The sequence below is a fragment of the Cohnella sp. LGH genome, from assembly GCF_017671885.1.
GTDB lineage: Bacteria > Bacillota > Bacilli > Paenibacillales > Paenibacillaceae > Cohnella > Cohnella phaseoli.
On sequence record NZ_CP072117.1, the window covers coordinates 7,669,110 to 7,691,923 of the forward strand.

The window sequence follows — 22,814 nt, forward strand, 5'->3', positions numbered from 1 at the left end:
TTAGTTATCCTGTAAATCCGCCGGAAACGATGCGGAAAGACATCCTTCACTAAAACTGAATCAGAATTGCGCTAAGCGGCTTCACCGAGCACGAAAATGTTCCCGACTCATCTGCCTGCACAGTAAGCGGCTGCGAGCCGTCCGGATGCGTCAGCAAGACGGCATTCCTCCCAGAGAGAGCCCCCGTTCCCACGCAGAACTCCTGCTCTTCATGGGTATAATTGACGAACAATTGAGCCTGGCTGCCGTCGTCCGCCTCCCATCGGGTGGTAAGCACCGCAGGCACCGCAAACTCGCGGCCGTCATGCATACTGAACCGCTGCACCCCAACGCCGGACAACGGGAACGGCTTCAGCATGCGCCCTTGATAGAGATAAGCTTTGCCTGCTCCGGTACGCCATGGATTCGTATTGCGGATGAACTTAACAATCGACTCCTGCTCGGGCAGACCGACATCCTGACCGACTCCCCAGTTCCACGTTATCTCGCCGTTTTCCGTCAGTACCACGGTCGACATATCGCCCGCATGGAAGGAGTAAGCCATCCTGTACAGCAGATTGTCCGGAGAGCGGCCGTGGTCGAAGGCTTCGTGGGCCATGACCTGATTTCCCATGAAATTGTTGATGTAGCGGTGATACAGGAAAGCATATAGTGGAATCGGCGTCCCGATAAAATAGTTAAGGTTAAACCGAGCGTCGTTGAACAAAAGGTCCGAGATATACGGCTCCGCCGAAGCGGATTCGCATCCGAATAGCACCTTTCTGCCGACCTGATCGGCCGTCTCTCGCAGCTTGCGGAACAGGGCATTCATCGCCTCTGTCTGCCATTTTCCAGGTGCAGGCGGATGACCGTGCGTTCGGCTGTAGCAGAAATAAGAAGTTCCGCCATGGTTTTGGTCGAACGCTTGGATATAGTCGACGCCTCCCTCGATCATTTGCCTGGTCTCGGATACCATCGTCTCGATTGTAAAAGGATGAGTCGAGCACAAGTCGTAACCGCGGCGTTGGGCCGTGCAGATTTTCGAATAAGGCAGATCGCCTTCGGGCGACAGGCACATCGCATCCGCCAGATTTTCCTGATCGAACTGCTCCTTGCGGTTGTACGACGAGATCAGATTGCTCTGCTCCGACCATCCGATACCGCTGCAGTAGACGCCGAGAAGATGTCCAGAGGCATGCAACCGATCTGCGAACGCCCGAAACGCTTCCTCCCCGCCAAACGGCGGCCACACATACGGAGGCGCCCAAGGCGCGCTGCCCTCCCAGTGCATCAGAAGCACCATAATTTTGCCGCCGAACTCTTCTGCCAGCCGTTCGATATGCGGCATCGCTTCCAAGTAAGGAAACAGCTTGTTCGGATCCATGACGTCCATATCGTGCCTGCCCCGCACCGGGTAGGTCACGACAATCGGAGAGTCCGCATACCAGTCGGGAAGCCGATTGTTCTCGGCAATCGGAACCGAGTCGCGCCGGACGTTCGCCTCGTACCAGTCCCGATAAATCGCCGCCGCATCATGCCAGTCCCCGTCGAATACGCCCAGCACCATGTCGTAAGACATCTCATAGGCGCCGCCTCCCGGATACAGTCGAAACTGCAGACGTATCCCGTCTTCAACCGGGTAGAACTCGACGCACTTCACATGTCCGTCCGGATCATGCGCTCCGAAATAGAGCCCGCCGCTGTCGTCGTAGTACGCCATAAACTGCGACGGGACAATAGCCGGGTAGATCCCGTCGATGCCGCGGCTCGGATAATTGGGCTCAACGTAGTGGGCGAAAGTCGATTCGCGGACGGCGACGTCCTCAATCAAGACGCCTTCGTTAAACGGCCAGACCAGCTTGCCCGTACCTCCCGTTGCGATCAGGTCATTCGGCACGACAACAGTCGGAAAATCGATCCATTCGATGATCCAGTCCGTCTCATGATTGGCCTCTATACGCCAGTAGGTAAACGGCGAGTCTTCCGGGCAGCGAATCGTCACCAGCACGCGGAGCGGAAGCTCGCCGAACTCCGAATAGCTCACTTCGATTCGGTCGGCCCCTTCTGCCGCAGATACTGAAACCGCTTTCGATTCATGGGCTAAGACGTCATGAATTCCGCCGCCGGGATCACGAAAGCGAATCGTAAACAACGGCCTGTTCACGCCTGCGCGGATGAATTCTTTATCCCCCTTGTTCAGTGCCAGCAAAGCTCCGGACGTATCGTCCAGTTCCATTCGATAGTAGCGATTATGCACATTCATTGACTCTACGACCTTCCTTGCCTTGATGTTTCCTTTATTATAGAAGGTCGTTTTATGTAAAGCAGTCGCACCTTTTTACTTAATAGTGGTCATTTTGTTCCTGGCGTCTCGCATTTTGCTTGGCGTCAGTCCCGTATACTGTTTGAATATTTTATAAAACTGCTTCTTCTCCCCGTACCCGACTTGGCGTCCGATCTCCTCTACCGTCAGGTCGGTTTCCCGTAGGAGGCGGATCGCTTCGTCCATTCGCTTCTCATGGATGAACGCCATCGGACTTTTGCCGTAGCATGCTTTAAAGATCCGGCTGAGATAGGAGGCGTTGTAGCTGTACTTTGCGGCAAGCTCGTTCAGCGAGATTTTACCGAAGAAGCTCGCCTCCAGGTCCTGCAGCATATCGGAAGCCACTTTATGCGGTAGAAGAGAGGCTCTCTCGTCGCCTTCCTCCCTCATCTTTCTGAAAATATACGTGAGGAGCACCTGTAGATATCCTTGGATCGCCGTTTTATAGCCGATCGATTTCTCCTCGAATTCTTCCAGCATGCTCTCGAACAGCAAGTCCAATTTGAGAAGATCTTTTCCCCGGAAAATGACCTTCGGTACAAACCGACTGACCTTCGTGCTGAACTCCACATAAGCCGACAGCGTCAAAATATCTATCGCGTTCTCCGCGTTCATTAATTCTTTGCCGATAAAAACGGGATCGAGCAAGCAGTTGACAATCGTCATCTGCGTATCCGACGAGAAAGCATGCGTCTGATCGAAGTCGATGAACAGCACATCCCCGCGCTCAACTGAATAGCTCACCCCGCCTACGTTATGTACGCCGCTTCCGGAGGCGATGAACACGATCTCGAAAAACTCATGAGTGTGCTCGTAATCGCTGCTTGTTGTCGAATACCGAAACATATTGATATTCTCTTGAGGATCGATATTATCGGATAGCTTATATTGATACATAGCCGCTTCCTCCCGTGATTCATGTTGTTAACCGAGAAGCATCTAGGTAAAAAAGGCCCTTTGTTGCCTCTATTATCGCATAATCCCCAATTATTCGACACGATCAGATTATTTCAACGTAAAAAACTCCGACCGCTTAAGTCGAAGTTTAGAGAGAAGTCTTAATTTGTTCTCCGTACTATACCCGGTCTCAATTCAGTCACAACGGAGGGCGGCGACGGCTTCCCCCCCAAGCCCCGGTACTCAAGCTTGCTCGTACCATCGTAACAGTTCACGTGTCTCATCATGCGCTGTGCGACAAGCGGCTTCGGGATGCTTCTCTTTCATACACGCGATCGTCATTTCTGCTGTCGTACATTCGTGTCCTCGATCGCATGTATAGCAAAACTGAAGAAGATATTGGGTTAGTTGTTCATCTTTGCGGTTGTTTAACATGAGGATCACTCCTTGCTTCTTGTTATGTCTTAATTATATTACAAGAGGCTCAAAGTTTTTGTGATTTATTTCACAAACTAACTTTATTTCTGGGAGGATTATTTGGTTTGTATGAGCCTCCTCAACTGATTAAGAAGGCTGCATCTTGAGAGAAATCGCCACCTTAAACAAATCGCCATCGACATCAATCGTAAGATGGCCTTCATGGAGATCCACGATCGATTTCGCTATCGCCAGCCCAAGACCGGAGCCCTCCGTATGACGGGAAGAATCCCCGCGCTTGAACCTTTCGAACAGCTCATCCCTGTTTTCGCTGATTTCATATTTGGATACATTCTTAAACGAGATCAGCGCATGATCGCCCGACGTTTGGATCGTAATATAGACGCGCGAATTTTCCAGGGAGTATTTCAGGACGTTGCCGATCAAATTATCGAAAACGCGAAACAGCTTTTGCCCATCCACAAAGGCATATACGGGTATTTCCATATTGGGCAGCCGAAATTGAAGATTGGACTCCTTGATCAGATTATCGTATTCCGCAAGCGTCTGCTGTAAAAGCTGGACCAGATCGACTTTTTCCTTATTCAATTCCACGTTGCCGCTCGCCATTTTCGAAACCTCGAACAGATCGTCGATCAGTACCTTTAACCGCTGCGACTTTTGATCGATAATTTCCACATAAGCGATTCTGTCCTCGTTCGAGACATCTTCCTTTTTCAGCAGCTCAGTGTACGTAATAATGGAGGTCAGCGGCGTCCGAAGATCATGGCTGACATTGGTAATCAGCTCTGTTTTAAGACGTTCGCTCTTGGCTTGCTCGTTCTGCAGCGTTGTTACTCCTTGCTTTAATACGTTCATATTACCGGCAAGCGTGGCCAATACGGATTTCCCCGGCACCTGCACATCCGGGCCCAGCTTGCCGATTGCCAGCTCATTCGCCTGTAATACGATCCGATTAAAATACCCGATTCTCCTGATCAAGACCATCGAGAGAGGGACACCTATAGCGGCAAGCAGCACCATATAAGCAACCATAAAATCGGGATTCAGGATCACCATTAACGCCGCTAATCCTAAACCGAATACGATCGTTAACACGATAAACAATTGCGCCCCCGTGCTCGTCTTGAGGAAAGCGTCTTTCAGGCTGATCTTGATTTGAATGAATTGTGCCTTAGCGCTCTGCCCGGCCTTATTCAAGAGTCCCTTACGCCATTCTTCTTGTATATATTCCCAATCCTTAATTCGTCCCGCCATTAGCCTTCCTTGGGCAAGCGTAATCGCTAAACCTATCGATGCGAATACCATCCCGATAAAAAGACTCCAGCCGGAAACGAAGGGATTATCCAAGACATATAGGAATTGATCTTGTATCGAAAACAATAAATATAGAGTCACCCAACCTGTCAGGAGGATCAATGCTGCCCGTACGTCGATTGGGAGCTTATTGTAATAGGGTGCTCCTCTTTCGACTGCTGCCGGCATAACTCTTGCCTTCTTCATAACGAAGAGACATAGAATAAAAGAAACGATACTTGCCAAAGTATAGGCCCACACAAGGATTTGTTCTTGCTTGTATTTATTGTACTTGATCGCAATGGAGCTGGATGAGGGCAAGGCCTTCGATACCGCTACCTCTCCTTTGAACGGAATGAGTGAATTTGCTCGTTGATTGTATTGGCGTAGCCAGTAATAAGAATCCGAGTCTTCCGTTGGGATCGAATAGCTGGAGATATAGCTCATGCTATGGGAGTTCATCTTATCTGTAATCGATTCGTCATCGGCAAGAATGACATTAGTATAGACCTTATCGGACACATCGCTTGTAAAATAATACTGAAGCTGCCCCTTGTAGCTTAAAAAATCCAAATAATATTGTTCTTTTCCCTGGTAATACTCCTCCACCCTCTTTTCCTTATCCGTTATAATCTTTGCTCTAGCGTAATCGTCGCTTTTGAAAACTTGAGTGATCTCCTCGATCTTTTTATCTCTTTCCGCAATGTAGATCTCCACTGCGTCTTGGTTATTCGCCAATTCGGCTCCATCAATTAGAAATTTATACTCATCTTTGAGGAAGGTCAGTTGCTCCGTGATATTTCCAAACCTGTTCCGGTACTCCTCGATTTCGTCTTGGGATACTGTTATGGATTGCTTCGCACTCTCTATTGGAATATGGTTTAACTCAAACAAATTTAGATATTGGGCAAATAGGTTAAGCTCGTCGCGAAATTGAGTCGTGTGAAAATAATCGCGATGAACGTAAGTGGAACCGAATGCGGATACGATGATGAGCCCGCTCAGGCCAAAAGTAAACAAAAACGCGCATACGCCGATACTGAGCCTACTTTTCCATTTTGTAGCCAATTCCCCACACCACCTTTAAATAAGTCGGATTCTTCGGATTAATTTCGATTTTCTCCCGAATGTTTCGAATGTGGACGGCTACCGTATTTTCCGCGTTAAAGCCGGGTTCCTTCCATACTCGCTCGTAAATTTCATTAATCGAGAACACTCGGCCGGCGTTTGTCATCAGAAACTCAACAATTTTGTATTCAATAGGCGTAAGCTTTACCGGTTCGCCATGAACGGTGACTTCCTTGGCCGATTTGTCTAAGGTAAGCCCCTTAAGATCAATCACTTTCTTAATGCCTTCATACGAGCCCAGCGTTACATACCTTCTCAGCTGGGATTTCACGCGGGCTACGAGCTCCATCGGATTAAACGGTTTAGTCACATAGTCGTCCGCGCCGACATGAAGCCCCAATATTTTGTCGCTATCCTCGCTTTTCGCGCTTAGCATCAGGATCGGAATGTTTTTCTGCTCGCGGATTTTGGACGTAGCGGCAATTCCATCGAGACGAGGCATCATCACATCCATAATAATAAGATGAACGGGATGCTCGTTAATGATCTCCAGCGCCTCAGCCCCATCCTTTGCTTTCAACACTGTAACGCCTTCATTTTTCAAATAAATCTCGATGGCATCCCGTATTTCCTTATCATCATCCACAACGAGCACGAAGAACTTATCCATCTTTCACTCTACTTTCCCTAGGGCGTGTCTGCATACTCCGAGGACAGCAGATTTGGCCGAATTTTCGTTCCATGCGAGGAACTTTTGTGAAGGCGTACCGGAGGTACGTCAAGTAAAAGTGACGAAGCAGGGGGCGAAAAGGCGGTGAAAGATGCCCCTGAGCGAGTTTGCAGACACGCCCTAAGTCGTCTTTCCATATCTTAATAGTAAGCGGAAAATATGAACATCCGTTTAGGATAATTATGAAGAACTTCTTAAGGTTTTGGGGAACGTGGGGTATGGGGCATGCTCATTCGTTCTGGCGTCTCTTCTGGTTAACGCAAAAAAACACCGGCCTCTAAGGACCGATGTTTTATTTGCAGAGATGAACTTACTCTCCTGGGCAAGGTTTGAGGTTAAAAGGACTATGGGCGATCCCGGTCGTTGGCCTCCACTCCACAGCATCGGTAGCTCGGAGGCACTTTTTTAGCCTTCACTCCACAGCTTGGGTAGCGCCGAGGCACTTTTTTGGCCTCCACTCCACAGCATCGGTAGCTCGGAGGCACTTTTTTGGCCTCCACTCCACAGCATCGGTAGCTCGGAGGCACTTTTTTGGCCTCTACTCGCAGCATCGGTAGCTCGGAGGCACTTTTTTGGCCTCTACTCCGCAGCATCGGTAGCTCGGAGGCACTTTTTTGGCCTCCACTCCACGGCTTGGGTAGCGCCGAGGCACTTTTTTGGCCTCCACTCCACAGTATCCGGAATACACCGCCGCCTTTTCATTGGCTTCCGCTATTTTCTGATGCAAGCCCACCTCGGCCTACGTCCTCCCAGCTCTCTCGCGTTACGAAATCCTGTAGCGAATGCTAGGATTCCAACTGGCCCCGTCGTAATAAATATTCGCGTTCTGGTTCACGACAAAGTAAATACGATCGCCTTGCTGGACCTGGACATCGATGTCATGAGCGACGCCGATCAAATCGACCGCCTGGATAGACTGCCATCCGGAGGACGGCCAGACTTGCGTACCGTTTTTCATAATTTTGACCCGAATGCCGTCGCCGCACCCATAACACCCCGATCCGCCGTCGTCGTCCATCTTCGCCGTTCCGTAAATTCTTACCGTACCGTCAAATGGCGCCTCCCAATTCGTAAGCAAATCGTACGTTTCGGCCATCAAATGCGCGGTGGGTTCGACGAACGAGTAGTCGACGGATCCCGGCCCTTGCCATCTGTTATTGACCCATGTCATGTCCACAGGACCGCTGCCGCCGTCGTATTGATACCGCCAACCCTCCTGGCCTTGGACATTGGAATATTGTGCGGACAATTGATAGACCGGCGCCACGTAGCTAATGCTAGGATCCCAGCTCGAACCGTCCCAGTAATTATTCGTTTTCTGATTCATCACGAAATAAATGAGGTCGTTCTGAGCCACATTGACCGTTAGGTCATGCCATACACCTATCAGATCGTCGTCGGCCAGCTGTTGCCATCCGGTAGTGGGCCAGATTTGCGTGCCGTTCTTCATAATCTTGACTTGAATGCCGTCCGCGCACCCGGGGCAGATCGCTCCGGCCATATCGTCCTTCTTCACGTTCCCCTTGATTCGAATCGTTCCGCTCTTCGGGGCTTTCCATACGGGCACAACATCGTATCCGTCCGGCATCATATGGGTCGTGGACTCGATGAACAGATAGGGGTTTGGCCCCTGCCATCTCCCTGCGTTCCACGTCATATTCACGTACCCGTTTCCATCATGGTATTGATAATACCACCCGTTCTCCCCTTGAGTAGCGGAATACTGCGAGGACAAACGATAGATCTTCGGTGGAGCCGGAAACTCGGTAAAATGATAAGACAGAGCGTCCAGGTTAACGAAAGCATCGCTGGACAAGGCGTTTTTCTGACCCGTCGCCACAATTTTGATCGTATGCTCCCCGTCCGTCAGGTTGTCTTTCGCATACAGCACCTGTTGATATTGCTTTTGCCCCGCATACAAATCCACTCCGCTCGCTTCCAGAAGGCCGTCGATATAGATGTCCGCTTTCCCGTGATCAGTCCCTTTAGAACCGATCCATTCGATCCGGTCGCCGTTAAAAGTAAATTCGACGGAAGCTCCGACTTGATCCGTCGCCAGAACATCGCCTTGGAACGGGCCATCCTCCCGCTGCTCCGTCCAATTTCCTTGAAGGATCAGACTGGGATCGTCATTGTTCGTTTTGTGCCAGTCCAACCTGTCGATGTCCCGAAGCAAATGGACATTCATAGGTTCGGGATTGTTCACATAGAGCGTGTCGTAGTATCGCTGATACGCGGCGCTGTTGCGATTCAGCAGCATATCGTAGTCGCTGACGAACATAGATTGCGAAGGGTTGTTGATTTCGGTGACTGGGTCCCCTAAATAGTCGTCGACGATGTCTTCGAAAAGCTGGCCTCTATCGATAAACTTCTGTAAGCTCTTGTTCCAATTGCCGTTCGTGACGTATTTGGCGCCATGCTCGAACGCCGTGGAGGCTTGATGATAATATGTCGCATTGTCTGCCAGGTCCGGTCCGTCGAATTCATGGGCCAGTTCCTTGCCCGGCAGATTGGTTCTTAACAAATCCATCGAGAAGGCATGGTTGTATTCGGGGCCGTCATCTACGAAAACGATATCCGCTTTCTCGGCTAGGTCCACGAAATCCAACGTCCCTCTTTTGCTAGCCGAATCGTCGAACATCGAGCCCATGACCAACGGGAATTTCGTTCCCCCGATAGCGTGGTTGGCATCGGCCAGTCGATCGACCGCGCTTTTTAAGGCGTGGTGTCGAAACTGGTACCAGGTCAGCCCCTTATTCCCGTTGAAGTCGGTAGGCGGCTCCACTTGAGCGAAGGATGCGTATTGCGTGCCCCAGTGCGTATTCAAGCTAGAGATATCCTCATACCGATCAAGCAGCCAGGAACGAAAGGCTTGCTTCGAGGCTTCCGAGTAATCGCCCATTAGCCCGTTTCCGCCGCCCGAGATTTCGTTCTCGCCATACATGCCGAACAAAGCGGAGACGAAGATCGGCTTGTTAGTCGGGTACCGCGCTGTATACCGAGAAATCACCGCCTCGTACGCCTCGACCATTTTATCCATGGCCGTAGCGGAGTTAATAGAGAGATAAGGCGTGAGCGCTCCCGAAGCATCCCTCACTCTTTCCGCTTCCGGTAATCCGCCGTCCGGCCCCATCGCAAAATAAAGCGATAATGCAAACGGCATGTTTTTATTATCGATATAGTCGAGCTGCGCATCCATTAAGCTCCAGTCGAACGTACCGTCCTCATTCTGAAAGGACGACCAAGAGAACCATACCCGAAACGAATTCATCCCGTACACGATCGCCTGATCGACCAAATCCTCATACAGGTTCATGTCCTGCGTATCTCCGGCTCCGTACATGAAGTAGCGTTGATCCGCATTGCCGGAGTTGGCGCTTGCGATCAATTGACGGTTTGCAGGTTGATAGGCCGAGTAAACGGACAGCACAAGCAAAATGGATAGTGCGCAGATGGACGCTTTTTTGAACATTTCGAATTATCCCTCCTCGATGGGTTAAACGCCTACGATTCGAATAATGCCGGATTTTCCGCTTAAATGGCTGGCCCATACCCAGCGGCTATCTCCGGAATCGATGCAGGCGAAAGGAATTTCGCTGCCATTCCAGCACGCGCGCTCGATTCGGGTATCGGGCGGATAAGGTCCCAGACGGATGCTGAGACGATCGACAGGATGCTGGAGTTCGAAGGAGAAGGTATGCTCGCTTGCGCTTCCCCGCTCTCCTCGATCATATACATACGAGATCGATTGTCTTGTTTGGCCGGTCACCACCGGATATTCCGATATTGACATCTTCGTCCAATCCGCCGGGTAACGGGGGACGAGGCGCAGATGACCGGGGTCGTTATCGTCGATGCCCAGAAGCAGGCGAACCGCCTTGGTACTGTCCGCGACATGCGAATCCTGGCCCATGTATCCGTTGACCGGCAAATAGTACTGACCTGAGCGATGCACGATAATCCCTTCCGGGGCGGCCCAGCCTTCCAGATGAGGCAGGTAGGTATGAGTTAGCATCAGGTGCAGAAACTTCTCTGCATCCGCCATCCGATCGAGCAGCAGCGCCGATTGCGTCATCATCCCTTGACCGTACCCGAACATTCGCAAGCAATTGTAATTTTCCGATCTCATCAGATGTCGGTAGGAATTCTCGCTAATCTCCAAAAAGGTTCGATCCATCGAGTCGCCGCTTGCCCAGTCCTCCAACGGCGTATAGGAGTCGCCTTCCGTGGCCAGTTGGATCGGCACGAGCTTATGCGCATGATCCTGCCAATAGCAATCCTCCTCGGTATGCCAGATGGGCCCGTCCTCCGAGGGATCGACCAAATGATCCAGAATGCCTTGGCGAAGTCGCTCGTAAAGCTGCTTCCAGCGTTCCGCAAGCTCCGTTCTTCCGAGCTGTTCCGCCATTCGGATCGAAAGCTTGATTCCATGCAGGCAGTTGTAAGACGAGTAAATGTCATAGGAGCCGTGGGCGCATTCGCTTTCGGTGAACAGCACGTCTTTGCGAACTCCCGGCCGGATGCGATCGTTCGCAAGCTGCCACTCGATCCACTCTACCGCCGCTTCCGTAGCGGCAAAGTGCTGCTCGTTCCAGTCCGCCGGGCGGCCCATCCCGTGCCAAACCATGTAACGACCCCACATGCAGATGCCGTGACCGTCGTTCTCCCGGACTCCCTTCTCGACTGTTCCTCCCACCTCAACCTCGTACGTCGTATAACACGATCGGCCGACGATTCTGTTCCAGTGAGGCGGATTCGCTTCCGCGAACAAGGCGTTGTCCAGCCAATCGACATAGGAGCGGACGAACTTGTCGTAGCCGAACGCCATCGCCTCCCGCAGCAGCTCGCCGACTCCGCGGGCCCACGCTTCGCTAATCCCCGACAGCTCGCCGGGCGACCGCTCCCGATAAAGCTTAAACCAGTTGTCCAAGCTGCCGAACACCGGGTCGAACCCGAACCAGATACCCATCCCGTAGATATAATGAGGGATGGCCTGTCTGGCCGTGGAGGAGGAGCAATCCGTTCCGTTGTCCGCGATATAAGCGGCGCACTCCGGACCATTGCGATACAAAAAAGTAGCCGCGTATACCGAATCGGGATTCCCTTCGAAGCGGTAGCGCGGCCCGAAATAGCCGTCCGGCACTAACGGTTCGTCCAGAACGGGTAGCTCGTCGACGTACGTGTACAGCAGCTTCTGCAGCCGCTCGACTCGATCTTGCCAGTCGCCCGTTTCAATTTGCTCCAGGCTGACCGGCTTCCTAGCACTCTTAACGGAACCGAGATCCGGCAGCATCGGCAGTTCGGAGCACTGCTCCGCGGTCTCCAACGTAACGGCCGATACGACGGGATGTCCGTACAGCAGCGGGTCGTCTTTTAAGGAGATGGACTCCACTTCGCGTTCGCCCAAATCGACGGAGAAGACGAACCGGGCGTTGGAGCTTAACGAGCCCATCGCCCGAATGCCGTCGACAAGAGCGACGGCTTCCTCGACGATCTCCCTTCCATCGTCCCGGCCGCTGAACATTTGCTCGTCCAGATGGCCGATATACTGGCCGTACATCCACCAATGCCAGAACATGTCCCACGCGCGGGAGTACCACATGTTGAATCCGAATACGAGCGGAACGACAGTCTCTTCCCCGTCCGTCCAGCGAATTGCGATTTCCCCGGCCTTGTCTCCAACAAAGTGGGAATAGCCGTGATCTCCCTTCGGCGAAAACCAAGACCCGTTCGCAACGTCGATGCTGTGAATCATGCCGAGAAAATGAGCGGTTCGAACCTTCGCGCCATAACACGGGAGCGTCATTCCGTCGTTCCAAGGATGCAAGCTCCCCCGATCGCCCGGGGAGTCCTTCACCAGATCGTCAATCTCGAATTCGTTAAGCTCGGACAGATGGAACGGGATGCCTCTGACGATCGCCAGCTGCCCATCGGAGATCGGCGGAAGCGCCTGATAAACGCCTCCGCCTTCGTTCCGTCCGACGTCCCCGATCAGTCTCGTGTGCAGCGGTCTCGAAGCGCACAAGGTGAGCGCGAGCTGCAATTCCCTCTCGGAGCCTTGAGCCTCCTCTTCCAGTTGGACAAGAGCTCGATAGCCTTCCCTGGTCCCTTCCATCTTCAGAAAAGCCACTCGTACGGAGCTGCCGTTGATACTTAGACCGTCGAAGCCGTCGAACTTCTCCTCGATCGCTTTGCCCAAGCGGCTGTCCTGATCCGGCCAATAGACCAATTCCAGGGCATGAATTCCCGCAGGAGCCTGCAGCCTTTGGCGAAAGACAGTCGTCTGTCCCTGCTTCACTTCCGGTTCTCTCGTCTGGAGCCGATCAGCCGGCAACACATCGGATTCCCAATTGCCTGTAATATCGATCGCATTCATAGACAAGCTTTTGCCTCCAGTCTCGGTTACTCTTTCACGCTGCCCAGCACGATCCCGGACATAAAATATTTTTGCAGGAACGGATAGACGCACAGCACGGGCAAGGTCGCCATGAAGATTTGTGCGGCCTTCACTGTTCGGTCCGAGATTTCGCCCAGCAGCTTCGCCTGCACGGGGTCGATATTGGCGAACGTCGACGTGTTCATTTTGACGACAACAGTTTGCAAATAGCTTTGCAACGGATAATGCGAAGGCGAATTCATCAGCACGATCCCGTCGAACCAGGAGTTCCAGTGCCCCACAACGGTAAACAGCGTAACGGTAGCCAGCACCGGAGCCGAGAGAGGAACGAAGATCCGTCCCAACGTCGTCCAGTGACTCGCGCCGTCTACGAATGCCGCCTCCTCCAACGCCTTCGGCAAGCCGCGGAAGAAGTTCAGCAGCAGCAGGCAGTTGAACACCTGTACCGCTCCCGGAAGCACCAACGCCCATATGGAATCGAGAATGCCCGTCATTTTAATGGTCATATACCAAGGAATTAATCCCCCGTTAAAGAGGATCGTAAAGACGAAAGCCCAGGCATACAGCGTGCGACCCGGGAAAGCCCGTTCTTCCTTGGACAGCGGATAGGCGGCCAGGACCGAGATGAGCATGCTTAGCGCGGTCCCCAGCAGAACGCGTTCGAGCGTAATGCCGAGAGCGGTAAAGAACTCGTGCCGCAAAAAAACGAATTGATAAGAAGAAAGGGTGAAATCGACCGGCCATAGCTTAACCAAGCCCGCGGCCGCCGCCGTCTTGTTGCTAAGGGACAACGCCAGCACGTTAAGAAAAGGAAAGAGCGCCAGCAAACACATGATCGTCAGAAAACTATAGTTCGCCATGTTAAATGCGATTCTGGAGGTAGACATTTTTCCAACCATATCCGTTACACTTCTCTCTAAAAGATTCGATAGCCCGCCAACCGATAAGCCAGCGCATACGAGACGGAGATGAACAAGCACGAGATGACGGATTTGAACAAGCCGACCGCGGTCGCCACGCCATACTGCGTATCGATTAGTCCGATCCGATAGACGAACGTATCCAAAATATCTCCCGAGCTATACACCTGCGGACTGTATAAGTTAAAAATTTGATCGAATCCCGCATTCAGCACGTTGCCGAGACTAAGCGTAGCGAGCAAAATAATAACCGGCAGCATGGAAGGCAGCGTAATGCTCAACGTTTGCTTCCACCGGTTCGCCCCGTCGATCACAGCGGCTTCGTACAGAGACGGATTGGCGTTCGTGACCGCGGCCAGAAACACGATCGTGTTAAAGCCGGCTTCCTTCCACAAGTCCGTAAAGACGACCGTAAAGCGGAACCAGCTCGGATCTCCGAGGAAAAACACGGGCTTGAATCCGAAAGCGCGTAACAGATCGTTAACGATTCCTTGAGACGGCGACAGAATGTCGATCAAGATGCCGCCCAGCAGCACCCAAGATAAGAAGTAAGGCAAATAGATGATCGTCTGCACCGTTCTCTTGAACAGCTTCAGGCGAATTTCATTCAGCAGCAGCGCCAGAACGATGGGGACGATCAGATTCAGCACGATTTTGCAAAGCGCGATAATGACCGTGTTCGCGAGCACTTGCTTCGTATCCGGCAAACTCCACACGTACTTGAAATTATCCAATCCGATGAACGGCGAGCCGAACATCCCTTTGGAAGGCATAAACTTTTGGAAAGCGATGACGATGCCCGTAATCGGTCCATAACCGTAGATCAACAGCAGCGCCAGGGCAGGCAAAAGCATCAAGTGCAGCGGCAGGAGCCTTTTCCATCTATGCGAGAGCATCTGACTCCCTCCAAATTCCATAGTTCGATTTGGCGGAAGATGCGGAGGATTTCCGCACCTCCCGCTCCACACGTTTATTTGTTAGCGGCATACCAATCGTTGACTTCCTGCGTAATCGCATCTCCGCCGAGCTTCTTCCAATCGGAGACGAACTGGTCGAACGCATCGATCGAAGCGGCCCCCATGACGATCTTCGTGAACGATTCCAGCTGCAGCTTCTCCAACGTCGACTGTTTATCGACCATCGCGTCAGTCTTGGAGCCGTAGAATCGATCCGCCTGCCCCAGTCCGTTGCTCAGATAATAGTCGAGAACGCTTAACCCCGAGTTTTGGGGAGCGGTCCAGAGCGCGGTGGCGTATTGACTCTGATCGCCGTCCTTCGTGAATTTCGTGTAATTGTCGTAGTTGTCTTTCACCTGCAGGTTCTTCAGCGCGTTCTGATCGTTGTTCTCGACGACGGCCTTAAGCCCGCGGTAAATGTTGATGTTCTGCTCCGGATCCGTTGCGTACACGGGAGCGAACCTCCAACGGATGTAGCCGTCTGGATTAGGCACCGGTTGATGGAACGACAAGTCGATGCCGCCCGTATCCCACCCGTATTCTTTATCCGCATAATAGTTCGCCAGCTTAACGATCGCCTCAGGATGGGCGGCACCCTTCTTGAAGACGAAATAGCTACCTGCGCCGAGTCCGATGGACGGAGATGCCGGCTTGTCGTCGGAGGACACGATCGGATACGGTTTCCAGACGGCGTTCGGATCCTGCTTGTAGGAATCCGGCAGCGGCCAGAAGGCGTTCCAATGCGCGCCATAAAACATTCCGATCTTGCCGGAGACGACCGACTCGTTAACCTTGCCGGCATCCTTCACTCCGAACTCGGGATCGATCTGACCGGTCTTGAACATCTCTTGCAGCTTGGCAAGAGCGGTTTTCATCTCTGGCTGAATGCCGCCGTAGACGAGCTTGCCGTCGGCACCCTCGATCCACAGATTCTTGTAGGCATGGTAGCCTTCGAGGAAACCGGTCAGATCATGCAGCCCGCCGTTATACAGATCCTTGCCGATCCCGAGGCCGAACGTATCCTTCTGGTTGTTGCCGTCCGGATCGCGGTTCGTGAACGCATCGGAGATGGCCAGAATGTCGTCCATCGTCTTCGGTTCCGACAGCTGCAGCTTATCCAGCCAATCCTTCCGGATCCAGATCATAGGCGCGTCGTCGAGTCCGGCGGTCGTGACCGGAAGCGCCCTTACTTTCCCGTCAAAGGTGGCCGTTTTCAAAGCCAATCCGCCGTTGGACTCCAGGAATTTCTTGTATTGAGGGGATGCGTATTTCTCGATGGCACCGGTCAGGTCCTCCGCCATATCGTTATCCACCAGCTGCTTCAATTGCTTGGCGTTGACCGGGATAATGTCCGGAATATCGTTGGAAGCGATCGTGATGTTCAGCTTCTGCTCCCCCGCTCCGCCCGGCTCGTCGCCGATGACGGACCAATTCAGCTTGAGGGCGATGCCCAGGTCCGCCAGGATCGCGTCGGACCAAATGTTTTTCTCCGGCGTTTCTCCCGGTTCGAATTTATCGGCCGAGTTAAACACCTTGACGGTCGAGATCGTAATCGGAGGATCGTACTTCCCGAACGGATCGGGCGATTCCTCCGCGCCGGATGACGAAGCGGACGGCGATGCGGGAGAGGACGGCGTCTCGGACGATGCGGCATTTTCTTTGTTCTGGCTGCAGGCTGTCAGCCCGAGCAGTAAGGTAAGAGCTATCAGGAACAATCGATGCGACTTGTGGCCTTTCATTCTGTGTTTCCCCTTTCGATCGGCTGTGTTGGAATCGCTTGCAGTCTTAATTATAATGAGCTCGGCCTGGAACCTATATAGAACTCTTTTTACGTTTATCGTTTTCTGTTGATATGGAAGCAAGTCGACAGGCTGGCCGTTACGCGATGTACTCTATCGCAGGATTCCAGCTGGCGCCGTCGAAGTAGGGATTGCCATTGCGGTTCATGACGAAGTAAAGGCGGTCCCCTTGCTGGACTTCAATCGTGGCATCATGCGAGACGCCGACCAGATCCGTAGCTTGAATCGACTGCCATCCTGAGGACGGCCATACTTGCGATCCGTTCCTCATAATCTTCGTGCGTATCCCGTCCCCGCATCCGTAGCACGCATTCCCTCCGTCGTCATCCATCTTCGCCGTGCCGCGGATGCGGACGGTTCCATCGAACGGCGCTTCCCAGGTCGGCACAGCATCATACGTTTCCGCAAGCATGTGCGCGGAGCGTTCGATGAACAAGTAGGAGATAGCATCCGGCCCTTTCCATTTGGCCCCGTCCCATGCCATATCCACATACCCGTTGCCGTCGTGATACATGTAGCGCCAGCCGTTCTGCCCTTGCACCGAGGAATACTGCTCCGATAACTGATACATTGGATTAAAGCTGCCCGATATCGTCATCGGCTCAGCAGTTACCACTTCGACTCGTCCTATCGAGTCCTTAATGCCGTTGCCTGCCGTCAGAGAGATTGTATCGCCGGCCTCGACCGTCGGGTTATTGCCTAAGGTGATGGTTAACGTCCGATTGTCGCCGCTCCAAGCAAAAGAAGGATACGTGCCGAGCGTATGGCCGTTCGACAATACGAGCTTTCCGGCAACCGGATTTACGTTGCCGTTGGTCGCGTAATCGAACTTCAGTACCAGTTGATCCCCGCTTGCCGTTCCCGGCGTCCCGCCGACGTCGTAGGCTTTGGCTGCCTCAAGCGTTGGCAGCGACGGGATGACCGTCACTTGGCCGATTGTATATCTCTTCTCGGCGTCTTTCCCCTCAATGGCCAACTCGATCGCGGGATTCCCCGACAGTCGATCTACCATTGCAATTTTGACGTCATAGGTGCCGCCTTTCAGATGGGCAGGGAGACTGAACGTAGACTGAGCGGAATAGGAATTGCCCTTGAAGAAGCGGCGTTGATCGAACTCAGAGTCCGTTCCATACCAGACCGTTCGGCCGTTGCCGTCTACCAAGTAGATTTTCAGCGGATATTGCTCCGGCGATTTGCCGGTCGCCCGGTTCACCCAAGTATGATCGAACGTAAAGCTTTCGCCGGCCGCCACCTCCGCCGGATACTGCGCATTCGTCAGGACAAAGCGGTATCCGATGTTTTTTAACATTCTGCGGACTTCATCCGGTCGTTCATTGTAATAATCGTCTGCATCGTGCGCAGGCTCCCACCCCGGCAAATTCAAGAAGTTGAAATGCATTTTGTCGATTATCTCATTGTTGGCCCATTCGACTTTATTGCTGCTTTTGTAATGCTCATAAGCGAAACAATATTCCGCGCCTAACGGCAAATCGGTATTAAAGAAAACATCGTCCAGCAGCTGCTTCTCGTAATCGCGGTAAAAATCCGGAATGCCGTCCCTGCGGAAAGAAATTCGCGGCTTCGAAGCGCTGTAGTCGTAGGCCGACATGTACAGAAAGTCCTCGTAATCCTTATAAGACGGAGCATGATCGTCCGGCCATGCCGTGCCTTCCAGAATATTATTTTGCAGCAGCCATTTTCTTCCTTCCCAGGCGTTGTTCCAGATGTCGATCAAGCCGATAAAAGCCGATCTTCTGCTCTCGGTCGTCGGATACACATAGCCGGTCTGCCCTTCTCCCCACAAGCCGTACGTTCTTAGATCGACGTATTCCACATTCGGGTCGTATTTGTAGCGATTAGCGAATTCGGTCATAAAGGCAGTCAGCTTCTCTTTATAGATCGGATCGTTCTGATCCACCCATTTCGCGTCGCTTCCTCCGCCGAACGTCTGGTATTGATAAGGCAGATTGTATTCCGTGAACAGCCACTCCGGCAGCAGCTCCTGGTGACCGTCCGCGTAATAGAAAGGCTCGACGGACAATTTGAAAGCGATTCTCTTGCCCTTGGACACCCAGTAATTATAGAGCTGATCGACGTACGACCAATCGTATACTCCTTCCTCCCTCTCGATATACCCCCATGTCGTAGCGATCGCGACAATGTCCACTTCTTCGAAGCCTGAAGAGACCCCCATATCCATCAAGCCCGGATAAGCGATCTCGGTTACAGTCAGCCCCATGCCGGGATTATGCAGAACTTCATCCGTCTCCACCGGCGTAATATCTACCGTGGCCGACGCCTCCGCTTTAGGCAACAATCCGACGAAGTTCTCCCCCAGCAAAGCAACCAATAGTAAAATAGGAAGCGCAAATCGTCTGGCAAATTTCAGCTCCATCATCCACCATAACCTCCATTGTATTGGAATCGCTTACAATGTCGATTATAATGAGCTGGATTTTGATCCTATATAGAACTCTTTTTACGTTTATCGTTTTCTGTTGACGTGAGACGCGGCGTGACAGGAATCCAGCCCGCGATTAGCGAATCAACTGTTACATATTCTGACGAAGCTAGGTGGGGAACATCATGAAAGCGCTTTTCGATACGATTAAAATATACCCGAAGCTCATCATCACCTTCCTGATCGTGTTGACGCCGCTGTTCACGCTCAGCCTTGTCATGAACAAGTACGGCTCGGCCAGCGTAAAATCGGAAATTACGAACTCCATGCTATCGAAGGTTCACTTCTACAATAGCACGCTGGAGAACGAATTCGGACGCACGATTGCCATCATGCGGGAATTCGCCCGCTATGACGACCTCGATCTATTAAGCAATCGTACGGAGATTATGAACTACTACGAGCAGCGGGGAGCCATCCGCAACCTGCAGAAGGAACTGTCCGTCATTAAGAACTCAAGCACCTATATCCAAGAAGCCAGCGTTCATATTCCCTCCATCGACAGGACGATCTCGGACGACAACTTCGGTACCATTCAACAAGATGAATTCGATGCGCTTAACGTCCTTACCAATCACTTCGAGTCCCCTTTTATTTACTGGCAGGACCGCCTGTTCATCAGTTTGCCGTACCCGATCAAGTCGAATCGGCAGCCGCCCGATTTTGTCGTCGATATCGAAATCTCGATCCCACTGCTGAAAAACGCTCTGCTGCAATTTACGAACCACACGGCTGGCAATACGATGCTGGTCCATTTCGAGGACCGCTGGAGGATCGGCGGCGATGAGCCCGAAGGCTTCCTGCAAGCCATCAACTCCGTCATTCAAGCGGACAATGCCGACAATGCGGAGCTTCATTCGGCAACCGTCGACGGACAGAAGTATTTAATCGCCTTCGAGAAATCGAAAACGTTAGGCACAACGCTGATCATGTATGAGCGAGAGAGCACCGTACTCGGCCCGCTGGACCGATATACCGTCTGGTTTTGGATGATCTCTATCCTGACGCTTATCGTTATTATGATCGTGTCGTATTCGGTGTACCGTCTCATTCACCGGCCGTTAAGAACCCTAGTGCGCGCTTTTCGCAAAGTGGAGCATGGTAACCTGAGCGTCGCCTTCGACTATCGGGGCCGCGATGAGTTCCAGTACTTGTACACGCAATTCAACGCCATGGTTCAACGGCTTCAGCAGATGATTCAGGAAGTGTACGAGCAGAAATTCCGCGTGCAGCACGCAGAGCTCAAACAACTGCAGTCGCAGATCAATCCCCATTTCCTGTACAACAGCTTATTTATCCTGTATCGGCTTGCCAAGAAGAGTCGGGACGAAAATCAAATCCGCTTCTCCAAGTACTTGTCCGATTACTTTCAATTTATTACGCGCAACTCCAGCGATACCGTCACCTTGGCCGAAGAAGTGCAGCACGCCAAAAACTATGTAGAAATTCAGAAGATGCGATTCGCCGGCCAGATCGAGGTCGCGTTCGGAGAACTGCCGGCGTCGTATGTCGACCTGACGGTGCCTCGCCTCATTATCCAACCGCTTCTCGAAAATGCGTACAAGTACGGGTTGGAAGAGAAAGAAACAGGTGCGAAGCTGACGGTACAATTCGCCGAGGATCAGGCGGACTTGCTCATTCGGGTGGAGGATAACGGGGAATTGGCGGATGAGGAATTGATCGCGAATCTTCGGAGGAAGCTGGACGTACAAGATGCCGGGCTGGAGACGACGGGTATCCTCAACGTGCACAGACGCTTGCAGCTGCAGTTCGGCGCCGAATACGGCCTTGTCATTGCTCAGGGGGAATCCGGAGGGTTCTCAGTCACGATCCGATTGCCTCGAACGACGTCCATGTAACCGGAGAAAGGAAGTTGTTATTATATGTACAGATTACTGCTTATCGACAATGAACCGTTTATAGTAGACGGATTGTACGACCTGTTCCTGGAGCTCGAATCCGTGGAGCTCGACGTTCTGAAAGCCTACTCGGCTTCGGAAGCGCTAGCCCTCCTATCGGCGCATAAGATCGATATCGTGATTGCCGACATTCGAATGCCCGGCATGAGCGGGCTGGAGCTGCAACAAATCATTAAGAAACAATGGCCCTTCTGCAAAACGATTTTTCTGACCGGGTATAACGATTTCTCCTACGTGCAGACCGCCATGCGGCACGGGGGCCTGGATTACGTATTAAAGACGGAAGGCGACGAAAGAATTCTCGAAGCGTTCCACAATGCCATTGCCGCCTTGCAGGAGGAATGGGAGAAGGATCAGCTGATGGAGGAGGCGCGGAAAGAGCTGCATCTGGCCAAGCCCCTGCTGCAAAAAGAGTATTTGTTGAGCCTGCTGAACGGCGAACGTCTGCACAACGAAAGTATTCAACAACGCTTCGAGGAGCTCGACATCTCCTTAAGCACGGCCGATCCCGTATTGCTCGTCGTCGGACGCGTGGATGAATGGCCGGGCGACTACTCCTTCGCGGATCGAGAACTGCTGATGTTTGCCATTCACAACATCGCTCAGGAGTATTTCTCGAATTGCCGGATCGCGGTTCTGTCGTATGACCGTGCCAAATTCATATGGCTGATCCAGCCCCAAGAAGGGGACGGCGCTAACATGTCCGCATTCGTCCAACGCGTCCACGAAACGCTGGATTCCGTCCAGTCCGCCAGCCGCGGCGTGCTTCATCTTCCGATATCGTTCGCAATCTCCGGCAGCTTCTGTTCGTGGAGAGAGCTCCCTTCCGCCTTCCATCGGTTGATTCGTTTGCTGGGACGCGGACTTGGACTAGGCAGAGAAAGTCTGCTGACGGACCTCCCCCCAGTGGAGAGATCGCCCGGGACGGCTTCTAAAGGCGTCCATTCATCCGGAGACAACGCAAGCCTCGCGGGGCAGAGAAGAAATATTCCACTACTCGAATCTTACTTGGAGGGCGGGGACGCTGGGGAGTTCGCCTCCCTCTGCAGCGGGATGCTGCAATCCGCGGCTCACGATCCTTTACACTATACGGAGATGTATTACAGCATAGCCACGATGATCTTATCCTATCTGAATCGGCTGGAAGCGACCCAGGATCTGTTAGAACAGCAAGACTTCGACGGGCTAATGAGAACCGACGACCATCCGAACTGGGAAGCGGCCGCGCATTATTTCGAGAACGTCGTCGCTCTGCTGTTCGCCAAACGGCATGACGAGCAAGAGGAGAAATCCAATTCTGTTGTCACTCGCTTGCACTTGTACATCAAGGAGCATTTGCACGAGGATCTGTCCTTGACCAAGCTTTCCGAAGTGACAAATCTCAGTCCCTCCTACTTGTCCAGATTGTACAAGCAAACGACCGGGCACGGACTCGCGGAATACATTGCCGAGAGTCGCGTCGACAAAGCCACCTCCCTGCTAACTGAAACCGCCATGAAGATCCATGAGGTCGCGAGAGAAGTCGGATTGGAGCATAACTATTTCATCAAAATGTTCAAGAAGCATACGCATATGACCCCTCAGGAGTATCGTGAGCTGAAGGTGCGGGTGCTATAATCAATGAGGACTTA

The 22,814-nt window shown here is 52.4% G+C and carries 12 protein-coding genes; 2 read left to right on the plus strand and 10 right to left on the minus strand.

Annotated features, from left to right (window positions below):
- Window positions 1-49: 49 nt before the first annotated feature.
- From J4772_RS31565 to J4772_RS31610, 10 genes are all read right to left on the minus strand, one after another.
- Window positions 50-2,242, minus strand: coding sequence for a DUF6259 domain-containing protein (locus J4772_RS31565; RefSeq protein WP_209072950.1), 2,193 nt, complete (start codon window positions 2,240-2,242; stop codon window positions 50-52).
- A gap of 75 nt (window positions 2,243-2,317) precedes the next feature.
- A complete protein-coding gene (locus J4772_RS31570; RefSeq protein WP_209072951.1) occupies window positions 2,318-3,199 on the minus strand; it encodes an AraC family transcriptional regulator in 882 nt (293 codons plus the stop codon).
- Window positions 3,200-3,763: 564 nt separating this feature from the next.
- Window positions 3,764-6,001: a sensor histidine kinase gene (locus J4772_RS31575; protein WP_209072952.1), complete on the minus strand. Its 2,238-nt coding sequence runs from the start codon at window positions 5,999-6,001 to the stop codon at window positions 3,764-3,766.
- Window positions 5,979-6,671 (minus strand): response regulator transcription factor, encoded by a 693-nt coding sequence (locus tag J4772_RS31580; protein ID WP_116062912.1) that lies wholly within the window; start codon window positions 6,669-6,671, stop codon window positions 5,979-5,981. The genes J4772_RS31575 and J4772_RS31580 overlap by 23 nt, the downstream gene beginning before the upstream one ends.
- 823 nt (window positions 6,672-7,494) lie before the next feature.
- Complete coding sequence (locus J4772_RS31585; RefSeq protein ID WP_209072953.1) at window positions 7,495-10,203, minus strand: beta-galactosidase; 2,709 nt, start codon at window positions 10,201-10,203, stop codon at window positions 7,495-7,497.
- Window positions 10,204-10,227: 24 nt separating this feature from the next.
- Window positions 10,228-13,113 carry a hypothetical protein gene (locus tag J4772_RS31590; protein ID WP_209072954.1) on the minus strand — a complete coding sequence of 962 codons (2,886 nt, stop codon included), beginning with the start codon at window positions 13,111-13,113 and terminating at the stop codon, window positions 10,228-10,230.
- A gap of 20 nt (window positions 13,114-13,133) precedes the next feature.
- On the minus strand, window positions 13,134-14,027 hold the full coding sequence (locus tag J4772_RS31595; protein WP_116064649.1) for a carbohydrate ABC transporter permease: 894 nt from the start codon (window positions 14,025-14,027) through the stop codon (window positions 13,134-13,136).
- 17 nt (window positions 14,028-14,044) lie between these two features.
- Window positions 14,045-14,944, minus strand: a complete 900-nt coding sequence (locus J4772_RS31600; protein WP_116064648.1) for an ABC transporter permease — start codon at window positions 14,942-14,944, stop codon at window positions 14,045-14,047.
- Window positions 14,945-15,018: 74 nt separating this feature from the next.
- Window positions 15,019-16,743, minus strand: a complete 1,725-nt coding sequence (locus tag J4772_RS31605) for an extracellular solute-binding protein (protein WP_209072955.1) — start codon at window positions 16,741-16,743, stop codon at window positions 15,019-15,021.
- 139 nt (window positions 16,744-16,882) lie between these two features.
- Window positions 16,883-19,201, minus strand: a complete 2,319-nt coding sequence (locus J4772_RS31610) for a DUF4832 domain-containing protein (RefSeq protein ID WP_209072956.1) — start codon at window positions 19,199-19,201, stop codon at window positions 16,883-16,885.
- A gap of 188 nt (window positions 19,202-19,389) precedes the next feature.
- Between J4772_RS31610 and J4772_RS31615 the strand changes: the two genes are divergently transcribed.
- Window positions 19,390-21,123, plus strand: coding sequence for a sensor histidine kinase (locus tag J4772_RS31615; protein WP_209072957.1), 1,734 nt, complete (start codon window positions 19,390-19,392; stop codon window positions 21,121-21,123).
- A gap of 24 nt (window positions 21,124-21,147) precedes the next feature.
- Window positions 21,148-22,800: a response regulator gene (locus J4772_RS31620; RefSeq protein WP_209072958.1), complete on the plus strand. Its 1,653-nt coding sequence runs from the start codon at window positions 21,148-21,150 to the stop codon at window positions 22,798-22,800.
- The last annotated feature ends 14 nt before the right edge of the window (window positions 22,801-22,814 follow it).